19 protein-coding genes are annotated in these 20,129 nt (G+C 35.6%); 10 read left to right on the top strand and 9 right to left on the bottom strand.

Features of this window, described 5'->3' with window-relative positions; translation table 11 throughout:
- Nucleotides 1-159: 159 nt before the first annotated feature.
- Together ACH3PA_RS17575 and ACH3PA_RS17570 are read right to left on the bottom strand one after the other, a co-directional pair.
- Nucleotides 160-3,591, bottom strand: a complete 3,432-nt coding sequence (locus ACH3PA_RS17575) for a ThuA domain-containing protein (RefSeq protein WP_416442450.1) — start codon at nucleotides 3,589-3,591, stop codon at nucleotides 160-162.
- A 110-nt stretch (nucleotides 3,592-3,701) separates the two neighbouring features.
- Complete coding sequence (locus ACH3PA_RS17570; protein WP_416442448.1) at nucleotides 3,702-4,931, bottom strand: MFS transporter; 1,230 nt, start codon at nucleotides 4,929-4,931, stop codon at nucleotides 3,702-3,704.
- Nucleotides 4,932-5,303: 372 nt separating this feature from the next.
- Here ACH3PA_RS17570 and ACH3PA_RS17565 point away from each other — a divergent pair, with 372 nt between their 5' ends.
- The 6 genes from ACH3PA_RS17565 to ACH3PA_RS17540 all read left to right on the top strand — a co-directional run bounded on the left by ACH3PA_RS17565 (nucleotide 5,304) and on the right by ACH3PA_RS17540 (nucleotide 12,641).
- A complete protein-coding gene (locus ACH3PA_RS17565; protein WP_416442446.1) occupies nucleotides 5,304-6,179 on the top strand; it encodes an NAD(P)H-binding protein in 876 nt (291 codons plus the stop codon).
- Nucleotides 6,176-7,603: a phytoene desaturase family protein gene (locus ACH3PA_RS17560; protein WP_416442444.1), complete on the top strand. Its 1,428-nt coding sequence runs from the start codon at nucleotides 6,176-6,178 to the stop codon at nucleotides 7,601-7,603. The genes ACH3PA_RS17565 and ACH3PA_RS17560 overlap by 4 nt, the downstream gene beginning before the upstream one ends.
- A gap of 159 nt (nucleotides 7,604-7,762) precedes the next feature.
- Entirely contained in the window at nucleotides 7,763-8,437 is a 675-nt protein-coding gene (locus tag ACH3PA_RS17555) for a TIGR02594 family protein (RefSeq protein WP_416442442.1), read from the top strand.
- 20 nt (nucleotides 8,438-8,457) lie between these two features.
- On the top strand, nucleotides 8,458-9,993 hold the full coding sequence (locus ACH3PA_RS17550; RefSeq protein WP_416442440.1) for a hypothetical protein: 1,536 nt from the start codon (nucleotides 8,458-8,460) through the stop codon (nucleotides 9,991-9,993).
- Nucleotides 9,994-10,005: 12 nt separating this feature from the next.
- Nucleotides 10,006-11,739 (top strand): hypothetical protein, encoded by a 1,734-nt coding sequence (locus ACH3PA_RS17545; protein WP_416442438.1) that lies wholly within the window; start codon nucleotides 10,006-10,008, stop codon nucleotides 11,737-11,739.
- A gap of 164 nt (nucleotides 11,740-11,903) precedes the next feature.
- Nucleotides 11,904-12,641 (top strand): sulfite exporter TauE/SafE family protein, encoded by a 738-nt coding sequence (locus ACH3PA_RS17540; protein ID WP_416442436.1) that lies wholly within the window; start codon nucleotides 11,904-11,906, stop codon nucleotides 12,639-12,641.
- 62 nt (nucleotides 12,642-12,703) lie between these two features.
- On the opposite strand, the gene ACH3PA_RS17535 is transcribed toward ACH3PA_RS17540, so the two are convergent.
- Nucleotides 12,704-12,919, bottom strand: coding sequence for a hypothetical protein (locus ACH3PA_RS17535; RefSeq protein ID WP_416442434.1), 216 nt, complete (start codon nucleotides 12,917-12,919; stop codon nucleotides 12,704-12,706).
- Between the two features lie 118 nt (nucleotides 12,920-13,037).
- On the opposite strand from ACH3PA_RS17535, the gene ACH3PA_RS17530 reads away from it, so the two are divergent.
- Nucleotides 13,038-13,874, top strand: a complete 837-nt coding sequence (locus tag ACH3PA_RS17530) for a universal stress protein (RefSeq protein WP_416442432.1) — start codon at nucleotides 13,038-13,040, stop codon at nucleotides 13,872-13,874.
- 70 nt (nucleotides 13,875-13,944) lie between these two features.
- On the opposite strand, the gene surE is transcribed toward ACH3PA_RS17530, so the two are convergent.
- Nucleotides 13,945-14,685, bottom strand: a complete 741-nt coding sequence (gene surE / locus ACH3PA_RS17525) for a 5'/3'-nucleotidase SurE (RefSeq protein WP_416442430.1) — start codon at nucleotides 14,683-14,685, stop codon at nucleotides 13,945-13,947.
- 213 nt (nucleotides 14,686-14,898) lie between these two features.
- On the opposite strand from surE, the gene ACH3PA_RS17520 reads away from it, so the two are divergent.
- Complete coding sequence (locus tag ACH3PA_RS17520; RefSeq protein WP_416442428.1) at nucleotides 14,899-15,792, top strand: diacylglycerol/lipid kinase family protein; 894 nt, start codon at nucleotides 14,899-14,901, stop codon at nucleotides 15,790-15,792.
- A gap of 12 nt (nucleotides 15,793-15,804) precedes the next feature.
- Here the strand turns inward: ACH3PA_RS17520 and ACH3PA_RS17515 are convergent, their stop codons facing one another.
- The 3 genes from ACH3PA_RS17515 to ACH3PA_RS17505 are packed head-to-tail and all read right to left on the bottom strand — an operon-like array spanning nucleotide 15,805 to nucleotide 17,799.
- Complete coding sequence (locus ACH3PA_RS17515) at nucleotides 15,805-16,158, bottom strand: SPW repeat domain-containing protein (protein ID WP_416442426.1); 354 nt, start codon at nucleotides 16,156-16,158, stop codon at nucleotides 15,805-15,807.
- 1 nt (nucleotide 16,159) lies between these two features.
- A complete protein-coding gene (locus tag ACH3PA_RS17510; protein WP_416442424.1) occupies nucleotides 16,160-16,723 on the bottom strand; it encodes a vitamin K epoxide reductase family protein in 564 nt (187 codons plus the stop codon).
- Nucleotides 16,720-17,799, bottom strand: a complete 1,080-nt coding sequence (locus ACH3PA_RS17505) for an NAD-dependent epimerase/dehydratase family protein (protein WP_416442422.1) — start codon at nucleotides 17,797-17,799, stop codon at nucleotides 16,720-16,722. Before ACH3PA_RS17505 ends, ACH3PA_RS17510 begins: the two co-directional genes overlap by 4 nt.
- A gap of 207 nt (nucleotides 17,800-18,006) precedes the next feature.
- Between ACH3PA_RS17505 and ACH3PA_RS17500 the strand changes: the two genes are divergently transcribed.
- A complete protein-coding gene (locus ACH3PA_RS17500) occupies nucleotides 18,007-18,918 on the top strand; it encodes a DnaJ C-terminal domain-containing protein (protein ID WP_416446722.1) in 912 nt (303 codons plus the stop codon).
- Nucleotides 18,919-18,921: 3 nt separating this feature from the next.
- The gene (locus ACH3PA_RS17495; protein ID WP_416442420.1) at nucleotides 18,922-19,215 is read left to right on the top strand and encodes a chaperone modulator CbpM; all 294 of its coding nucleotides are present in this window, start codon (nucleotides 18,922-18,924) and stop codon (nucleotides 19,213-19,215) included.
- An 8-nt stretch (nucleotides 19,216-19,223) separates the two neighbouring features.
- On the opposite strand, the gene ACH3PA_RS17490 is transcribed toward ACH3PA_RS17495, so the two are convergent.
- A complete protein-coding gene (locus ACH3PA_RS17490) occupies nucleotides 19,224-19,658 on the bottom strand; it encodes a hypothetical protein (protein ID WP_416442418.1) in 435 nt (144 codons plus the stop codon).
- 47 nt (nucleotides 19,659-19,705) lie between these two features.
- Entirely contained in the window at nucleotides 19,706-20,122 is a 417-nt protein-coding gene (locus tag ACH3PA_RS17485; protein WP_416442416.1) for a hypothetical protein, read from the bottom strand.
- Nucleotides 20,123-20,129: the final 7 nt, after the last annotated feature.

The raw sequence follows: 20,129 nt of genomic DNA, 5'->3' as shown, positions 1-20,129 counted from the left end.
TTTACACCGCTTAGCAAGTGTTCAGTATTTGCTGTCACTCTAAATGTGAGACATATTGATTCTACTACTGAGCAGTCTCAATAAGTATTGCTTTAGAGCAATTTTCTGAAGGGGAAGAAATTTATACTTAGATAATCTTTTTTTACATTAAGATTATAACTATCCAGCTTTAAAGGTTAAATCACTTAAAGCAAAACCTCCTTTTTCATTATTATCTATTTTCTTAAAAAGAAAGTAAACATCATGTAAGGAATTATCTTTGATGTCAGTGATTTTTAAAGTTGCTTCTGAAGGTAAACGAGGCTTTGTTCCTATACCAATTTTCTGTTTACCTAACAATGGACCTTGAGGATTGTCGATGTGTAATTCAATGTCCCAGCCTGAATTTGTTACTTCGGCAAGGCCATAATCTACTAGCACAGCGTTTATCCCATATAGATCAAGTTGTGAAAATTTTATCCAACTTGATGTATTAATAAATTTCATTTGTTTACCCCTTATTTTACCATCAGAGACACCGTCTGAAATGGTTGATTGTTCCAGTTTTAAAACAGGATTTTTAAGTGTTTTTTGTTCTGTTGCTTCAAGAGGTGGTACTTCAGAAGTTCCCTTATCTGTATAAAAAGCGGTTAGAATAACATCACCCTGAGTATTAAGTTGAAATTTCTTAGAAGGGAGAAATGAACCGTGAACAGGCAATGACTTGGTTTTTTGTTTGTCTTTACTTAACGATAAGATATAGCTGACAATTTTTTTGGCATCCTCTTCAGGTAAATCCGGATGTCCCGCCATGGCGACTTCACCCCAGTTACCGCTACCTCCTTGTAAAATTTTTGTGGGTAAGAAATTTAAGGCATTAGAATCATTTTTATACCTCATAGCTACCTGTGCAAATGAAGGTCCTATAGATTTTTCATTAACCTTATGACATGCTATGCAATCTAAAGACTGCATTAATTTTCTACCAGGTTGTGAATTATTCGCTGTGTTTGCTGTGTGCGATCCAGCTTTATCTAAACTTGCTAAATACTCCGCTTTTATATAGAGATTAGAGTTTTCTTCAGTGTTATTAATAATACCGTCTTCAGTATCCTCTGCAATAACAGCATAAGCTATTTCCTTATTAGGAAAATAAAATGATGAATTACCATCAACTTTAATCTCAATATTGGGCCGATTATTTCCGGCGTAAACTGGCTTATATGAACTTTTAGTCTCACTGCCCTTATTATCTTTTACCGTAAGAGAAATATCATAAACGCCAGCTTTGTCATATGTATAACTTATTTGTTCTTCATTAGATTCTATTATTTTTCCATTACCCATGTCCCATAGATAAGTTAATTTATCGCCGTCAGGATCATAGGCGTTACTTGCAGAAGCATGTATCACAAGTGGAAGATTGCCCGCATCCTTATTTAATGATATATCTACTACTGGAGGACGATTGCCTTTATTATAGGTTATTACAGATAAGTCTGCTCCTTCATTTTTTGAATACCATCCTTTACCATATTCAACTATATAAAATTGACCATCAGGACCTACTTCCATATCGCTTATAGCTTTAAAGGATGTATTTTTCATAAAAGGTTCAATAGTTTCAAGGTCGCCTTTTTCATTCATAGATACAGCCATTATCCAGTCTCTTACCCAATCATATATAAATAATTTGTTATTGTAATACTCAGGATATCTTGTATCTTCTGGAAAGTCATCTGTATGATAAACGGGGCCAGCCATAGCTGTACGACCGCCTTTTCCTAAAATTGGATAATCTTCAGATAAAGCATATGGATAAGCAATGAAAGCAGGTTGAGCAGGGGGTAGTTCTTTTAACCCAGTATTATTTCTAGAATTATTAAGAACTTTATTGACGTTGAAGGCGGGACCTGACTCACCAGTTTCATAGTTGTACTCATGATATGGTAAGTTCTTGCCAATAAAGTATGGCCACCCAAAATTACCAGCCACCCTGGCTTGATTCACTTCATCATAACCTCTGGCTCCTCTTGTGGCAAGACTATCATTATTAGCATCTGGACCAACTTCTCCCCAGTATAGAAAATCTGTCTTTTTATCAATTGAAATTCTATAGGGATTACGGTTGCCCATAACATAAATTTCTGGTCGCGCTTTGGCTTCATTCTTAGTAAAAAGGTTTCCGGGAGGGATGTCATATGAACCATCCTCATTTACATGAATTCTTAATATTTTACCTCTTAAATCATTCGTATTACCACTTGAACGACGTACATCATAATTGTATTTTCCTTCTCTATCATCCAAAGGGGCAAAACCATGTGAGTTGATGGCAGAGGCCTTACCGGTAGCGGCATCAATTTCGTCAAATGGAGTAGAATTATCTCCTGTAGATAGATATAAGTTGTCTTTACTGTCAAAGGCAATAGATCCTCCTGTATGACAGCAAATTTCACGATCTGTAGCAACTTCTAATATTATCTCTTCAGAATCGACGTGGAAGTTACCTGATTCAAATTTAAATCTTGACAATCTGTCAACAGATTTATCCATAGGAGAATAATAGACATATACCCAATTATTTTTTTCGAAAAATGGATCGGCTTGTAGGCCTAAAACACCAAATTCTACATTAACATTCTCAGTATGTATAGCTTTTTTATAAACATTTAGATCAGCTACTTTTGTAACACTGCTATCTGTGTTATTATAATATTTTATTGCTCCTTTTCGTTCTGCTATTAATATGTTTTGATGAGGTAAGATGCTTATTTCTGTAGGCTCATCAAAGCCGGTTCCTATGACTTTTTTAGCAAAACGATCGGCATCCGGGACACTTAACGTTTCCGCTTTTGAATAATCAAGCTTGTTATTCTTTCCTATTGTATAGTTTATCCCTGACTTCAGCAGGTTTAAAAAATCTGGATCTTTATAAGACTCCGGGGTATGTCCTAGTGCCATATAAAAGGATCTTCCACCATCAAATTCATGATACCATACCATGGGATGGTTCTCTCCATTGTTTCCTCCCTCATAACTTTGCTCATCTATACTTGCTAAAACATGAACATCATGGGGTATTTCCTTAAAATTGTACCATTCATCAGTTCTATTCCAGGGATTAGGCAGTGACTCAATTACTTTAAAATTAGTATCGGTCTTAAGATTTAGCGAAGCTTCCTGTATTTTAGGATGATTTTTAAAATAGGCACCTACTAATTTACCGTACCAGGGCCAGTTATATTCCGCATCCACCGCAGCATGTATACCCAGATATCCTCCACCGGCCTCAATATATTTTTGAAATTCTGCCTGCTCTCTATAGTTTAATAAATCGCCTGTGGTATTTAAAAATATAACTGTTGCATATTTTTTTAGACTGTCCTGTCTAAAGAAATTCGCAATCGATGTAGTATCTATGTTAAAATCATTTTCAGTTGCCAGTTTTTGCAATGCTTCGATACCATCTTTTATTGAGTTATGATGATAACCTGCAGTTTTTGTAAAAACTAGGACATTTGGTTTACCTTGGCGACTTTCATTACAACTTATCGTGATAATGCTAAACATTACCAGGAAAGCTGCAAATTTTAAAATTTGTAACTTCATGGAGTATAATAGATTAAAATATTTTACATAAATCACTCACAACATGTAAAGCTGAAATAATTTACTAAAAAGGTAATTTTATTATAGGAGAGGGAATAAATCTTAAAGTGTTATTCAATTATTAAATCATCCGTTTTTTTAGAATTCTTCTGCCAAAAAAAGAGGATAGTAAATAAGACAATTAGAATTGCAGGAAAAACTACGATATTTTGTAAAGTATCTTGTCCTGCTGCCAGTTCAAGAGCGTTACCAGAAAGACCTTGAGTAATATTTTCTTCACGAGAATTATCTATCCAACTGCCAATGATAGGTTGAAAAATGGATGTTGAGAACATACCTACGCCACCTATTACAGACATCCCTAATGCACTGCTAAGAGGAACTTTTTGAGCCACAGAACCCACCATTACTGGCCAGAAATAACATACACCTAGTGCAAATATAATTGCTGCTATATAAGCCATAGGTCCCGTAACAACACTAAACATGTAGATGCCAATGGTTGCGAGCACAGCGGAAATGAGTAGAACTCCTGTTTGTCCCAATAAACTTACTACCGGGCCGGCAAAAAACCTACCTACAGCCATTAATCCTGAGGTCAAAGCAAGAATTAACATTGGTTCTGCTCCACTGTAACTAAGAACTATGCTTACCCATTGATTAGGACCAAATTCTGAGATAGCGGTGAGTGCCATACAAAGAAATAGAAAAATATATATAGGACTAACCATAGCTTTAAAATTCTCTTTAAGGGAGGTTGCTTTCTCTACAGAAGGGAGTGGGAATTTTTTTCCAAAAAATAGTATGGCATACGTGATAGTGGGCAACATTATTAGCCACATCTGTGTTTGCCATGACATACCCCAATCTGTCATGAATTTAGAAACGATTGCTCCTATAAAAATTCCTCCAGGAAACCACATATGAAAACGATTGAGCATCTTATTCATTTTAAGTCCTGAAAACATATCGGCAATCATAGGGTTACAAGCAGCTTCGGTACAACCATTGCCAAAACCTATGAAAAGGGTAGAAATAAGTAAACCAATATATCCACCAGAATATATAGTCATTATAATGCCAATAGTATGCGCTATAAAAGCAACGCTCATAATATTTTTAGGACCAAAAGTGTGATACACTAGACCTCCTATTATCATACTAATGGGAAAGCCTAAGAACCACATAGAATTGATAAAACCTAGTTGTTCTGCAGAGAGGCTAAACTCGTCTGCTAATTGGGGAAGTATTCCTGCTCTAATTGAAAATGAAAAAGCGGTTGTAATAAGGGCAAAGCAACTACCGGTAAATAGCGCAGTGCGATTAATTGAAGAATTCATAAATGACGGTTAGTTTTATAAATGGTGGTTGGTTGTTAAATATGTATTAAATATATTAAATTATCTAAAATGTAATAGTTAAAATGTAAAATTCGTATTTATAGGTATCAAAAATATTGGATTATTTAATCATTAGGTTAAAAAATAATGTATGTCAAAAAGGTGCTTAAAGTCCGCTATGAGAGGGTTGAGGTGAGGGCTGGCTTATTTATTAACTGAATATAATTTTTTTACTTGTATGTTTAAAATCACTTAGTTAATTGTGATTTTAAGGCTATAAATTAGAAGTTTACGTGCTCAGTTGGCCTAATTATTTGTTAATCGCATAACCCTATTATGCATTTCTGTGTACTTTCATTGAAAAACAAGGCGGTGGAAATTACAAATGACTCTATATTAGTTGCTGGTGCTTCTGGAGCATTGGGTTTTGAAATACTCAAAGATCTAGCTCAAAAATCTGTAAAAGTTCGCTGCTTAGTTCGCACACCTGAGGAAGCACAAAAAATAGATTATTTTTCAAGTGATATTTGGCAAGCAAACGCAGCTAGAGACTCCCATAAAATTGATGGGATTACCAGGGGAATAACCACTGTAATTTCCGCTTTAGGCGAAAGTGTAAGTATGTTCACAAAATCAAAAGACACATACTATCAGGGAAATTACTTAGCAAATAAGGCGATTCTGCAGGATGCGATAAAAAATAAGGTTAAGCGGTTTATTTATGTTTCTATAAAAGGAGCAGATGAATTTCCCCAGTTCCAAATTCCTCTTACACATAAGCTCTTTGAAGATGATCTTATTAACTCCGGAATTAATTATACGATTATAAGGCCGGTAGGGTTTTTTACTGGTCTTAACGACTTGGTAATTATGGGGAAGCGAAAATTCATCCCCGTTGTAGGTGACGGTAAAGCTCTTACTAATAGCATACATCATGGTGATTTAGCCACCTTGGTAGTTTCCTATTTAAAAAGCGGCCCTGAAGTTATTGAAGTTGGTGGTCCTGAAAAACATACTCGTAAGGATATGGCAGTTATGATCGCTAAGAAAACAGGAGGATTTGTAATTCATGTTCCTAAATGGCTGGCTAAGGCAGGTAGTAAACCTCCTAAGCTTTTTACCAAAAATCTGGGTGAGAATCTCTCATATTTTACACATATAACCACAAATGACATGCTAGGAACTGCTCATGGAAAAACAACCTTTAAGGAATATCTAAGCAATTTAGATTTAAACCAATTGCCATGAAGTTAGAAGAATATGATGCGGTAATTATTGGTAGTGGTTCTAATGGGCTTTCAGCAGCTATACGGTTGCAGCAGCAAGGTTTAAAAACTATCATTTATGAACATGCAAATGCTCCCGGCGGTTCTACAAAGACTGAAGAACTTACCCTGCCCGGTTTTAAACATGATGTGGGTTCATCAATATTACCTTTGGGATATGCATCTCCTTTTCTAAGCACACTGCCTCTTGAAAATTTCGGTTTAAAATGGATTTTTCCGGAGATACCTTTTTCCCAGCCTTTTGAAGATGGAAGTGCTTTAGCGTGCTATCAGGATATAGAACAAACAGCAACAGAGTTAGGGAAAGACAAAGAATCTTACTTAAATTTATTCCAACCTTTAGTTGAAAAATGGGATGAAATTGAGGAGGATCTTTTAGGACCATTAGGCTGGCCTCAAAGTCCGTTAGAATTCTTAAAATTTGGTTTTAAAGCACTTCCATCTGCTGCTATGATTGCAAATCACTATTTTAAAAACGATCAAACCAAAGCTTTTTTTTATGGTTCTGCAGCACATTCTACCTTACCGTTAAAGAGCTTGGCTTCGTCTTCTTTTGGTCTCGTACTCACAGCCCTCGCTCATAAATGTGGTTGGCCTTTCCCACAAGGTGGTGCGGGAAATTTTACTAAAGCTCTTGTAGCATATTACAGATCATTAGGAGGGCAGTTAGAACTTTCTCATACAATATCAGATATTCAGGAATTACCTAAATCAAAGACTTATTTATTTGATTTGACCCCCAAACAGCTCTTAAAAATAAAAGGATTAGAATTGAGCTGGCTTTATAAAAAGCGCCTTAAAACCTATAAATATGGCGCTGGAGTGTTCAAAATCGACTGGGCTTTAAAAGAACCTATTCCTTTTCTTAACGAAAAATGCAGAAGGTCTGGAACGGTACATTTAGGCTTTTCAACTCAGGAAATGGAAGATTCTGAACATCAAATACACAACGGTCAAATGACAGATAAACCCTATGTGCTAATCGCTCAGCATAGTCTATTTGATGACACGCGTGCTCCTGTGGGTAAACATACTGCCTGGGCTTATTGTCATGTTCCTCATGGTAGTACTAAGGATTATTCAGAATTAATAGAAAATCAAATTGAACGAGCGGCTCCCGGTTTTAAAGATTGTATTCTAAAGCGCTCTACTATGAATACAGAACAACTTCATGTATTTAATCCCAATATTATAGGAGGTGATATTAATGGCGGAAGACAGGATATAACTCAACTTTTTACACGCCCATTGATTAAAATTTCGCCTTATAAAACTTCAAATTCTAAAATCTATCTATGCTCATCGTCAACACCTCCGGGAGGTGGTGTTCATGGTATGTGCGGTTTTCATGCGGCTGAGCAGGCGATTAAAGATCATTTTTCATAAAATAACTACTTATTTCTGGGCTGAAATAAACCAATACGCAAACGATATAGGGAATACACCTATTTTATTTAGGGGTTATAAACCCTTGATTTACAGGGTAAGTATGTAATAGTTCCGACTTATTTTAATATACATTTATCATAATTAAAAACTAAAATTATGGCAACTGTAGTAGAAGTCGCGTCTGGACAAATAGGCGTAAAAGAAGTTTCCGGCTCTAAATCTAATCCGCAAATATTAAAGTATGCAAAAGAATGCGGTTTTAACAACTACACTTCAGACGAATCTGCATGGTGCAGTTTGTTTGCAAACTGGGTGGCAAAAACTACTGGTCTTGAGCGGTCTAATTCTCTTGCCGCAAGATCATGGTTAAATGTAGGTATACCAATAGAAAATCCAGAACCGGGCGACATTGTGGTTTTCTGGCGTGAAAGTCGAGAATCCTGGAAAGGTCATGTAGGCTTTTTTAACGGCTTTTCTGCTGATGGAAAACGAGTTTATTGTCTAGGGGGGAATCAGGGAAATCAAGTTTCTATAACTGCTAAAACGATAGACACAGTTTTAGGTTATAGAAGATTAAGACCTGTAGAAACACCGCAGTTCACTTCAAAAAATCTTAAAAAAGGTAATTCAGGTTCTGAGGTTATTCTTTTACAAGATTCCCTTAAACAGCTAGGTTTTAATTGTGGTACTTCAGACGGTGTTTTTGGATCTAAAACAGAACAAGCATTAAAAGATTTTCAGACTACAGATCTATCAATGAGCATAACGGGCATTTTTGATAAGACTACACGAGAATTTATGATAGCAACAATAAAAACTCAGATGAATTAAGAATATAAAAAATAATAGTCATGGCACAAGAAGTTTTACCAGAAGAATTAATGAACTCAGTACTGGGTAAATTATACGATGTACTCACAAATGGGGATGATGTAGCACCTAAATCTACAGATAACTATCTCGCTTGGTTATCTGTGGGGATGCCATTTCCTAAAGAAGAACTTGAATACTTGTCTACAGGATTTACCGGTATTTATAGAGAGCCTAAAGAAGAACTTGTCACAGCAGATGGACAGCCTGCACCTGCTCCTCGAGAAAAAACACCAGAGGAAATAGATGCGTTGCTGGCTCAGGATGTCACCAGAAAATATATGCAGGCAGAAAATGTAGCCAGATTATGTGATATGGTACCAGATACAAGTGGCGTGAAAGGGAGTGTAACAATGAATGTATGGAATCCTGAGAATACGCTGTCACTGGCGTATCAACACATTCTTAAATTTAGTCAGGTAGCAAATTTTGAACCGGATGAAAAAACCAAAGCAAAAATTGAACGTTTGCGTGGACTGCTTCAGGAGAAAAAAACAAAAGTAAATATCGTCACAGAAGAGGAAGAAGAAGTTCTCGAAGAAACTCAGCTTGTAAAAAAATATAATGAAAAGCTTCAAAACTATCTTAATGTCGCTTTAGAGTACAACTCACACAGAGTAAATGCTCTGGCCGCAAAAGATCCTGCAGCAGTACATTTCTGGGCTTTAAATGCATCTATTCTAAGAAGTAAGGTTATGGCTGCTAAAAATGACTGGATAACTAATGGTTTTAAAGAAGAGTATGATCAAATAGCTGCTTATATAGCACAGGTAGAAGGGAGAAGTATGCTCACCTTAAAACAGCAATATATAGATGATATGGAGAAAGCCAGATTAACTGGTCCCGCTTCAGGATCAGATTTTTTCTATACATCGTTTCTCCCTGGTGGCTTTGCAGAAACTGATAATGGCTGGACGCAGTTTAACTTTAGCAATAGTGATTATTCATCAAATTATAAATTTGATTCTAAGCAGGGCGGCGGAGGCGGCGGTTTTTCGCTGGGCTTTGTGACCGTGGGGGCAAAAGCTAAACATAAAACTGAAACATCAACCACAAAAATAGATGCAAGTAGCTTTAAACTAGGTTTTAAAATTTGCCAGGTTCCTATTAATAGACCGTTTTTTAATATGAACTTCTTAACAAGCAAGTACTGGAGATTTGATCAAAATAATGGAGAGTTTAAAGACAATATGGTCTCAGATGGGCAATCTCCTCCTAACGGTATGATTCCGGCTTATACTACAACAGCCATTTTTGTTAAAGATCTAACGCTGCATTTTGGCGAAAGACATGCTGATATAGCAAGTAAGATGAAATCTACAAGCGGTGGTGGTTTTGTATCATGGGGCCCTTTTCATGCAGGAGGTAACTATGAAGCTAATAGCAAAGAAAGAAGTGTAAATATAGATACAGCTTCTCAAGACATTAAGGTAGAGGGTATGCAACTTATAGGATTTAAATGCCATATTCTTCCTAAGTCTCCAGATCCTAAACCAGATGTACCAGAATGGGTATAAAAAATATATAAGGTGTCACAATTAACCACAATATTTGAGAAGATTAAAGAAGATTTCTTTTCTCGAGAGATGAAGGAGAAAGATGCCTATAATCTCATTTTTTCTCCTTTCTCTACGGGATTTAATTACGATGATTTTCTCTTTTTAGATAGTAATATGGCTTCTGAGGAAGTACAGAAGTACTATGACGAATTGTATGAATTTTCTCAGATTGCCAATACAATACCCCGAGAAGATAATTTCTGGGCCGTCTCAGACCACGATGATTATCTTTTTAAACCTTACAAAAATATTTTAGACAGCCTGAGGTTGCTGGATCCTGAAACATTAACCATTGATGTGTTATATGATCACCCATTGTTCCATATGGCACTTGATGCAATTAGTATTGACTTAAGGAACACTTATAAGCCCTTTTATGATCTTAGGAATAAACTTACTGAAGAAATAAAACAACTCAAATCGTCTTTGAATGATGGTAACAGGAGTGTTGTAGATCTTGAGATCAAATTAAAAGAAGACAATTTGAACGAGGTAAAAAATACCTGGTTAACTACAGGGAAAAAGGAAGAAACAGAAAATAAAATTCTCGATATAATTCAGGATGAATTTAAAAGATTCATGCGAAAATTTATCGCTGTAAAAGGGCAAATGGAGAGCTTAAAACGCGATCATGCCGGTAGTGGATCCAGCTTTTATCTAACTTCTTGTATGCCAAATAACCTCTTCAAAGGCAGTGACCTGGAGTGGAAAAAAATAGCAATAAACGAGCAAGAACTAATTAGACTTTTACAAAGTGCAGATCTTGAAAAGTATGAGGAAATTATGGGTACTTCAGAATTATCTAAACTGGAGATAGAATCTATCAATTTTGATTTGCTCTTTGTAGATGTTACTCGTGCCTGGTTTGAAGATTCAATCCTAACCTCACCATATTGGGATATTAATATTTTAAATAAGCAGGAAATTGAAATACCCACCGTAACGAGTAAGCTTATTTTTATACGAAATGTAGATATTAAACTAAAGACAAATTCTAATCAAAACAGAATTTTATTAAAGCAAAAAGTCATTCAAAATCTAGGACCTTTTATCATTAATACGGCACAGGTTCAGGAAGGTAAAAGTCTGCAATTAAAATCTGTAAACAAATCGCTAAATGTTGACAGAATCGCGTTATTTGACGTTGCTTCTAAGTTAAAAACAAAACAAAATGGGCAGCAAAACATGAGAACACTTATAGGTACTAAACAAAACAAATTTATAAAACTTGCTCCCATTCTCAATAGAAAACAAGCTGTTACAACTCCGGCCAAACCAGCTGTGATAAAGGCTTTTGTAATGAAACCCATGATCTTAAATACCTTTTTGCTAAGTATTAGTTGCGAATTTTACTTCTATGATTTTGATAATAATATTCCTGTAAATGTTGAAACGACTGATGTGAAATTTAAGCAGAATGACAAAGATATCACTACTACAATAACTAAGGGCAGCGCTAATAAGCTAAGTGCAAATCTTACCATGAACGGCAACTTTGAATGTGAGATTAATGCTGCTAATTATGAAAGTCTAAATTTTACATTTAATACAACTCCTGCTAATCCTAAAGATAAGATCATAAAAAAATCAATACGCCTTACTAAAATCAAGGAAGAAGCTCCTGAAGCTTTTCAGCTTATAGGAGTAATTTCGAAACGCATAGGAGCATTTCCTAACCCTATTATGGGAGCAGATTACATTTAATTTATTCTAAATCAAAAAAAATATGTTTAAGCGAATTTCTATCGATTTAAACCGATTTTCACTCATTTTTAGAAGGTTTTGAGTGATTTTTAGCGGTTTTCTAGTGATAATTGTCATTTCTTCAAATATTAGTTTCGACTAGTTTTGATTGAAATAAAGCTCACATGCTAAGTCGCTATCTACCGGTATTTATAATCTTATCAATTATTGCAGAAATTTTAGGAACCGTTGGCGGTTTTGGTTCTTCTGTATTTTTTGTACCTGTGGCCAATTACTTTTTAGATTTTCAATCTGTTCTGGGTATTACAGCACTTTTTCACCTGTCAAGTAACGTAACGAAGATTGCTTTTTTCAAAAAAGGAATAGACAAAAAGCTGGTTCTTTACTTAGGTATTCCTGCTGTTATATTTGTTTTTATCGGCGGTATTCTCAGTAGATATTTTGAAGGCTTTTGGCTTACAATTGCCTTGGGGATATTTCTCGTATTACTTAGCTTGATATTTCTTATCTACAAAAAATTAGTTCTTGCAGAAAGTAAAAGAAATGCCATCGTTGGCGGAGCTTTATCAGGTTTTTTTGCTGGAATTCTGGGGACGGGAGGTGCTATACGAGGCATAACAATGTCTGCCTTTAAAATGGACAAAGCTAAATTTATAGCCACTTCTGCAGTGATCGATCTGGGGATTGATTTTACAAGGAGCTTTGTTTACTATTACAACGGTTATATTCATAACCACGATCTTTATCTTATTCCTATTTTAGTAATAGTAGGCATTGTGGGTACTTACATTGGTAAAAAACTGTTAGATAAAATCTCTCAGGATCAGTTTAGAACCGGTGTACTTTTTCTTATTCTGCTTATTGGTATAATTACTCTCATCATAACCATTTTTAAGCATTAAATAGCGATTTTATGTTTAATTGAAGCGTTTTCTCAAATTAGATTAAGTATGAAATTTGAGATTTAGTTATTGGTTTTATGTGTTTCTAAATGGTGCTTTAAAATACTTTTTAAACTTTCAAGATATTCTGCCATAGTGTTGATATCAATATGAGGATGATTAAGCGCAGGCAACGTGATGGGATCTTCGTTTAAAAACGCGTAAAGTTCAGGATATTTAGTTTCTATTTGATAAGTAAGTCTTGTAATATCCAGTAAGAGTTGTTCGAGCTTTTTCATAATAAAAAGGTTTACTAATTCACTAAAAAGGTAGAGATTAAACCGGTTTTTTAAGATGATTTATGTCATTGAAAAAGAACGTGAAGTCTTCTAATTTTATCCTTCTAAAAGCTTAATCATGAAAAATATTCTTCTGCCAACAGACTTTTCCGTGCATGCTCAAAATGCTATAGACTATGCTTTAAAATTCTTTAAAAATGAACTTTGCACATTTTACATTTTGCATGTTGAGAAAGCGGGTAATTATTCAACAGATGATCTTATGGCAGCACCAGCAAATGCTACAGTACATCAGTCTGTTTTAAAATCTGCCCGTAAAAAATTGTATAAAACGGTATCTAAACTCAAAGAGGAAAACACAGATTCAGATTTCTTTTTTAAAGCATTAATAGATTATGATCATTTTACAGATGCAATAGCACAGGCGGTAACAGCTCATAAGATTGATCTTATTATAATGGGAAGTAATGGTGCAACAGGAGCGCTAGAGGTGTTGCTAGGAAGTAATACTATACAGGTTATACGCAATATTAACTGCCCGGTATTAATCGTTCCTCAATTCTTTAGTTATAAGAATATTCATTCGGTTTTATACGCACTTGATTATGATGATGCTTTTAATGCCGAAAATACAGAACTCCTCACCGATATTTTATACAGACATAAAGCTTCTATTAAGATTTTGCGCGTTAAAGAGATTGAAGAAATTAGCATAAGTGAGTTTGAAGAAAAACAAGCAATGAAAAAATATTTTCAGGACTTTATTCACTCTTTTTATAGCATCACAAATGTACCTACCGCAGATGCGATCAATAGCTTTGTACAAATTTTAAATGTAGACCTTACTGTTATGGTTTTAGAACCTGAGACTTTTCTTGAGCGGTTTATATCTGGCTCTTCTGTTTCAAAAATCAATTATAGCAGTCTGGTACCTTTGCTGATTTTACACCCTTAACTGTCGATATTCAGGTGAAAAAGGCTGATTTTTCGCTTTAAGCGAATTAAAAACATTTGTCTTACCTACTTTAATTATTCTGTTTATCAGCTATTCGCTGTTCAAGGTATGCTTTATCTGTTAAATCTAAGATCATGGGTGTTATACTGGTTTTACCCTGCCTTACAGCCCAGCGGTCTGAACCTTTCTCTACATTTTCTATAGGTATAACTGTAAACCAGTAATGCTGTCTGCCCATGGGGTCTTTATTTGCGATTACTTTACCGTCATAATGTCTAACAGATTGACAGGTCCAGATAATTTCACCTTCAGGATTTCTGGGAAAATTAATATTTAACAGCTTTTGATCCTTTTCATGAACGGTTTCTGCCAGGGCGGCTTTTACAAAGGGTTTTAAGCTTTCAAATTCTGGCTCCCCGTCGCCTACAGATACACTAAGAGCAATACCTCTCACGCCAAAAAGAACGGCTTGTCTCGCAGCAGAAAGGGTGCCTGAATGCCAAGCCGAATTACCCAAATTAGCACCTATGTTAATGCCAGAAAGTACCAGATCAATATTTTCATGAAGATGCATGCCTAATGCGACACAATCTGCCGGTGTTCCACTTACTCTATACGCTTCTATACCCTCAAAATGTATAGGCGATTTTTTATAGGTAATGGGTTTTCCTGATGTTATTGCCTGCCCCATAGACGACTGCTCTACATCTGGCGCCATAACGATCACTTCACCGTAGTGCGCTGCGGCTTTTGCGAGACACATTAATCCGGGACTGTAAATACCATCGTCATTTGTGACTAATATTTTCATAGTTTTTTTGTTTTGGTTGGTAGCTATTTTAATCTATTGGTATTTAAATTAAGAAAAATATCTTCTTCAAGTAATGAGATAAAAGCTAATTATCAAAATATTAGGATTTTTAAGTGAAAATGGGAATTGTAGTTTTAAAAATCATAACCATCTGTTAATTAGAAAATAATGTGATTGCTTCATCTTAAATTTATTATTCTAAAAAGGTACGAAATGAAAACTGCTCAACTCATTCATAATGCAACAGCGGGTAATGGCGATCACTGCAAAGAAGATCTTATAGCTTTAATAAAAAAGCAGGGTTACACTGTAAAATATTACTCTACAGATGAAGCTAACTGGAAAGATTTTATAAAGCACAAAACAGATATAATATGTGTAGCCGGAGGTGACGGTACTGTGCGCAAAGTAGCAGATATAGTTTTGAAATCAAAAGGGAAAGCAGTACCCATCTATCTATTCCCCATGGGTACTGCTAATAATATAGCACGTACGTTAGAAATATCTTCTGAGAATTTTGGTCTAGAAAAAAAATTAAAGGCAGAAGCGGCTCCTTTTGACAGTGCGATTATAAGCGGAATCCCTGAGGAGAATTTTTTTATAGAAGGTTTTGGAGTGGGTATTTTTCCTGAATTGATGTATCAGATGAAGCATAACCGGGTAGAAGATGAATCTCCTGAAGATAAATTACAGCGCACAAGGCAAGTACTGGTTGATCTTTTAGCAGATTTTAAAGCACATAAAGTTATTATTGAAGGTGAGAACATAAAGATTGAAGATCAATTTTTAATGGTAGAGCTTATGAACATTAAATATGCAGGTCCCAACTTACAACTGGCGCCGCGTGCAAAAGCTGGTGATGGTTATTTAGATCTTGTTTTAGTAAGGGAAGAAAAGAGAAGTCTTCTTATTGATTATGTTACACAAATAATAAAAGGGCAGGAGCAGGTTCAAAAACTTGATGAATTTGCTGAATTTATAAAAGTGAAAAAAATCAAAATGAGTAGTGAATTAGCTAAACTTCATGTTGACGACATTCTCATAGATGATTATTCAGGATATGAAATTAACATTATAATTAATTCAGGTTCTCTAAGCATCTTCTAACGAGGGGCAATTTTATTCTTGAGTAGACTTTTTAAATAATGAAGACCAACCACCGGCATACCTGCCTTTTATGTTGCCTTGAACCGAAGCAAAAATCAGTAGGAGAATCCCGGCCGCCATATCACTTATTATGGCAGAATTTTGATCGTAATTAAGAACCCAAGGTGATAGTAAAAGCCATAACCCTAGAGTGTAATTGCTTTTTCGCACATCACGTGTTGCCTCCCAGTAGGATACAACGGAAAAGGTTATAACCAGAGGACCTATTATATACCCGTTATCTCCAGAAACTGATTCATATCCTAAGATTTTGGGAGCCACCATTAACCATAATCCTATGAATGTATTTATAATTTGTGCCCACATATTAATTTACTTTTTCAATTTCAGATTTCACTCCCCAGAACACTTTCCAGGTTGAAGCTTCAGAATGTTTAACCCGCTTCATAAATTGAAGACTAGCCAGCATTTCATCCATGGCGGGACCTATCATTGCAATTGATACAACAGCAGATGCCAGGCATAAAGTGCACCATGCAGAAAATAATACTGGTTGAAAAACTACTAACATTACACTAACAAAGCCCAATGGCCCTACTGCAAGGCCAAAGACAATCACTATCCACGGCATTCTCTTCCAGCGGTTTGTGCCCCCAATAATTCCCGTGACGGCATCTACAACATATCCTAGTGCTCCTAACGCTGCATCGGGAATAGGAAGAATTTTAGAAATCTTAGAATTCAGGATTTTGATGCTGTCATTGCCAAAAAATGGTTCCCATACATCATCTATAATTTTAAACTGATACAGCGATAAATAACTCGCGATCAAAAAACCTATAAATGCGAGTATCACTATGGGAATGCGCTGAGACCATGAAGCAGGATTGTAATTCCACCCGGGCGGTATATGTTTATCTATGCCACTCATTTTTCATTCAATTTGTTGTTCTTATACCATTTTTCAGGATCCCTTTTCAAATTTTGTATAATATCAGGTAAAGTATCTAATAAGCGATGTTTAGGTTTCCAGTCTAGGTATTTTTCTGCTCTGCTAATATCGAGTTCATAATGTTCACCTGCCCTGTCTATCATCCACGGTTTTACAAAAGAATCACTTACAAAATCCCTTGCCCATGCACCGGCTTTAGCTACAGCAGGGGGCATCTCATAAGTAGCCCAGTTTTTACCATGTATTAATTGGCCTATTTTATTTTGTAGTTGTTGGTAGGTAGGAGTTTCTGGCTCACCAATATTTAAAGCCAGTTCATTAGGTAATTCTCGACGTCTGTTTACGGTTTTTTCAAAAGCATCAAGTACATCATCAAGATGAACAAATACATCACCATGATTTATATCTCCCGAATAAAAATGACTTATAAAATCACGTTCATAAATACGCTGTATCTGGTGTGCGATAGGTATTGAGTGCCCTTCTTCATTATAGAGTCCTGCAAGACGCAGGAAAACCGTTTTGATGTTGTGATTATTCTGTCTTATTAATTCTTCAGTATTTATTTTTGATTCAGGATATCCCCAGTTTGCCTCTATTGGGCTGTCTTCATCAATTTTATTTCCGGGCACTGTAGGTTTATAAATTAGATCAGAACTACTATAAATAAATTGCTCTACTTCAAAGTCCTGCAATTGATTTAAGAATTTTCTGGTACCTTCAACATTTATCTCGTCATAAGCCTGACTGTCTTTAGTATTAAAACTATAAAAAGCTGCTAAGTGAATAACACAGGCAATTTTACTGCCATAGCCGTAACGTATACGTTCCATCGCTGCATCTATGGCTCGTTCATCTGTAATATCAAAATTTATACATTCCGCCTCGAGCGGAGGATATGGAGGGCCCAGCCTGTCTAGCCCTACTACTCTGTAATTTTGAGCTAATTTTTTAATTAATGAAAAACCAATTAAACCGCTACTTCCTGTAATAACTACGACCTCTTTTTCCTGGCTTCGTGCACCTTCTTTAGAATGCGTAATAATTTCATCCATTAGTAAATCTTATTTAAAATTCGTCGTAAGAAGTTAACAAATAGGTTTTGAGTAATAATTGGTTTAAAGTGTGTTTAACAGAAGTATAACGAACTATGTATTATGCTTTAAGCCGAATATAATTCCTTATAATAGAACGTTAATCTTGACATTTCTCTTTAAGAAATTAATATTTTTAAGGTGAAAAAAGTGGCAGATAGCTTAATTATGGAATATGTAGATTATTACAAAATATTGGGATTAGATAATAAAGCAACGCAGGCAGACATTAAGAAGGCCTACCGGAAGCTTGCGCGAAAACATCACCCAGACCTTAACCCAAATGACGCTGAAGCGGAAAAAAGGTTCAAACAGATCAATGAGGCTAACGAAGTTTTAAGCGACCCTGAAAAAAGAAAAAAATACGATCAATACGGAAAAGACTGGCAGCATGCTGACGAATTTGAGAGAGCACGCCAATCAAGAGGTTCCAGCGGTGGTTATTCTACCGGCGGCGGATTTAATGAAGGTTATGCAGACAGTGATTTTTCAGATTTTTTTGAATCCATGTTTGGTGGTAATCGGGGAGGGGCAGGAGGTTTCAGGTCTTCGGGTAGATCAGTTAAATTTAGAGGGCAGGATTTTAATGCGTCTTTAGAGATAGATATTAAAGATGCATTTAAAACGCATAAACAAACCCTAACTGTAAATGGTAAAAATATTCGAATCACAATTCCTGCGGGAATAGAAGATGGGCAAACTATTAAAATTAGCGGCCATGGTGGTCCCGGTGCAAATGGGGGGCCTAATGGTGACCTTTATATTACGTTTGCTATACGCAACACTACCCACTTTAAACGCGAGGGAGCAAATCTCTATAAAGAAGTAGAAGTACCACTTACCACTGCCGTTCTGGGGGGATCACTTACTACAGAAACTTTTGATAGTAAAGTAAAGCTTACAATAAAGCCACATACACAGCAAGATACTCAGGTAAAGCTAAAGGGAAAAGGATTTCCTGTATACAAGAGAGATGAATCTTTTGGCGATCTGTTTATCACTTATAAAATAAAGATGCCGCAACATCTCACTGCAGAGCAGAAGCACCTATTTGAAGAACTCAGAAAAACAAACCTGTAAGCTATGACAACTTCATATAACATAAAAGTCTCAACGTTTTGTAACAGCCACGGGATAGCAACCTCGCTTCTTGATAGTCTGGTAGAATATGAACTGGTTCACATTGAGGTAATAGAATCTGAGCCTTACCTGGCTCAGGAAGAACTACCTAAAGTAGAAAAGCTGATACGCCTGCATCAGGATATGGGCATAAATCCTGAAGGGATACAGGCGATAGATCATCTCTTAAATCGGGTTATTGATCTACAAAAAGAAGTACATAATTTAAAAAGCAGGCTTAACCGTTACGATTCATAATAAACGTTCTAAGCATTAATGCTCTTTATTTTGAGATGTTTTAATGTGTTCTTGATCACATCAAAAACCTCAACTTTTAAGCTTCTGTATGCAGCATTAAATTCTTGCATATCTTTTTGTAACTGCTGGTGATTTTTCTGAATGATTTTTTCTAATTCTGGCTGGTCAATGCCATCTTCAAGAACGGCAATTTCATAATGATGAGCGGTTATATGATTATGAAGTAATGTGAGACGCTCATGATTAAGTTTGAGTTGTTCTTTTATCTTTTGAGCTTTGATAAGGTCATTATCTATCATTATCTGAAATGAAAATTCACGTAGCCATTCTTCAAAAACATGATATTCATCTTTAATAAATTCAAGTTCAGATAACCAGTTTACGGTTTGCTCTTGTATAATATCTGGCGATTGCCATATTGAAAGTGTGTGTTTAGTTTTCATGACTTACTTTTTAAAAGGATTAGTATCTGTGCAATTTACTTTGGCAATCAGACTGTTTTATAATTTTGATTGAGAACACCTCTCATGTAGGTCAAAACCTCTTCTTTAAGCTTATAAAAAGCGGAGTAAATGTTTAAAAATCGGCTTTTTAAGGTAGAAAATTGGCCGGTTGGTGCATTGTATACATAGGTTTTTTCGCTTAAGAAAAAGGGATTTGATGCTTGTTCATACTTTTTAATATTGCCTTTTATTTCTTCAAGATCTGTAGTGATTTCTCTAAGTTTTCTTTGAAACTTTAAAGACTTTTTAAAAAGAATTTCTGTGCGGGGCTCAAACATGTATGAGCTCAATAATTGCTTTGTAAATCTGATTTCTGCATCAATTTGAGCGATATCTGCTTTCCACTTGATTACGTTTTCAAATTCCGCCTTGTTGTGCAGGTGATTTGTGTATGCCGTTTTCATGATACAT

The sequence above is a fragment of the Leeuwenhoekiella sp. A2 genome (genome assembly GCF_047946655.1).
In the GTDB taxonomy this organism is placed as follows: Bacteria; Bacteroidota; Bacteroidia; order Flavobacteriales; family Flavobacteriaceae; genus Leeuwenhoekiella.
The sequence above is the reverse complement of the archived record's forward strand: the minus strand, read 5'-3'. Positions and strand labels throughout refer to the sequence as shown.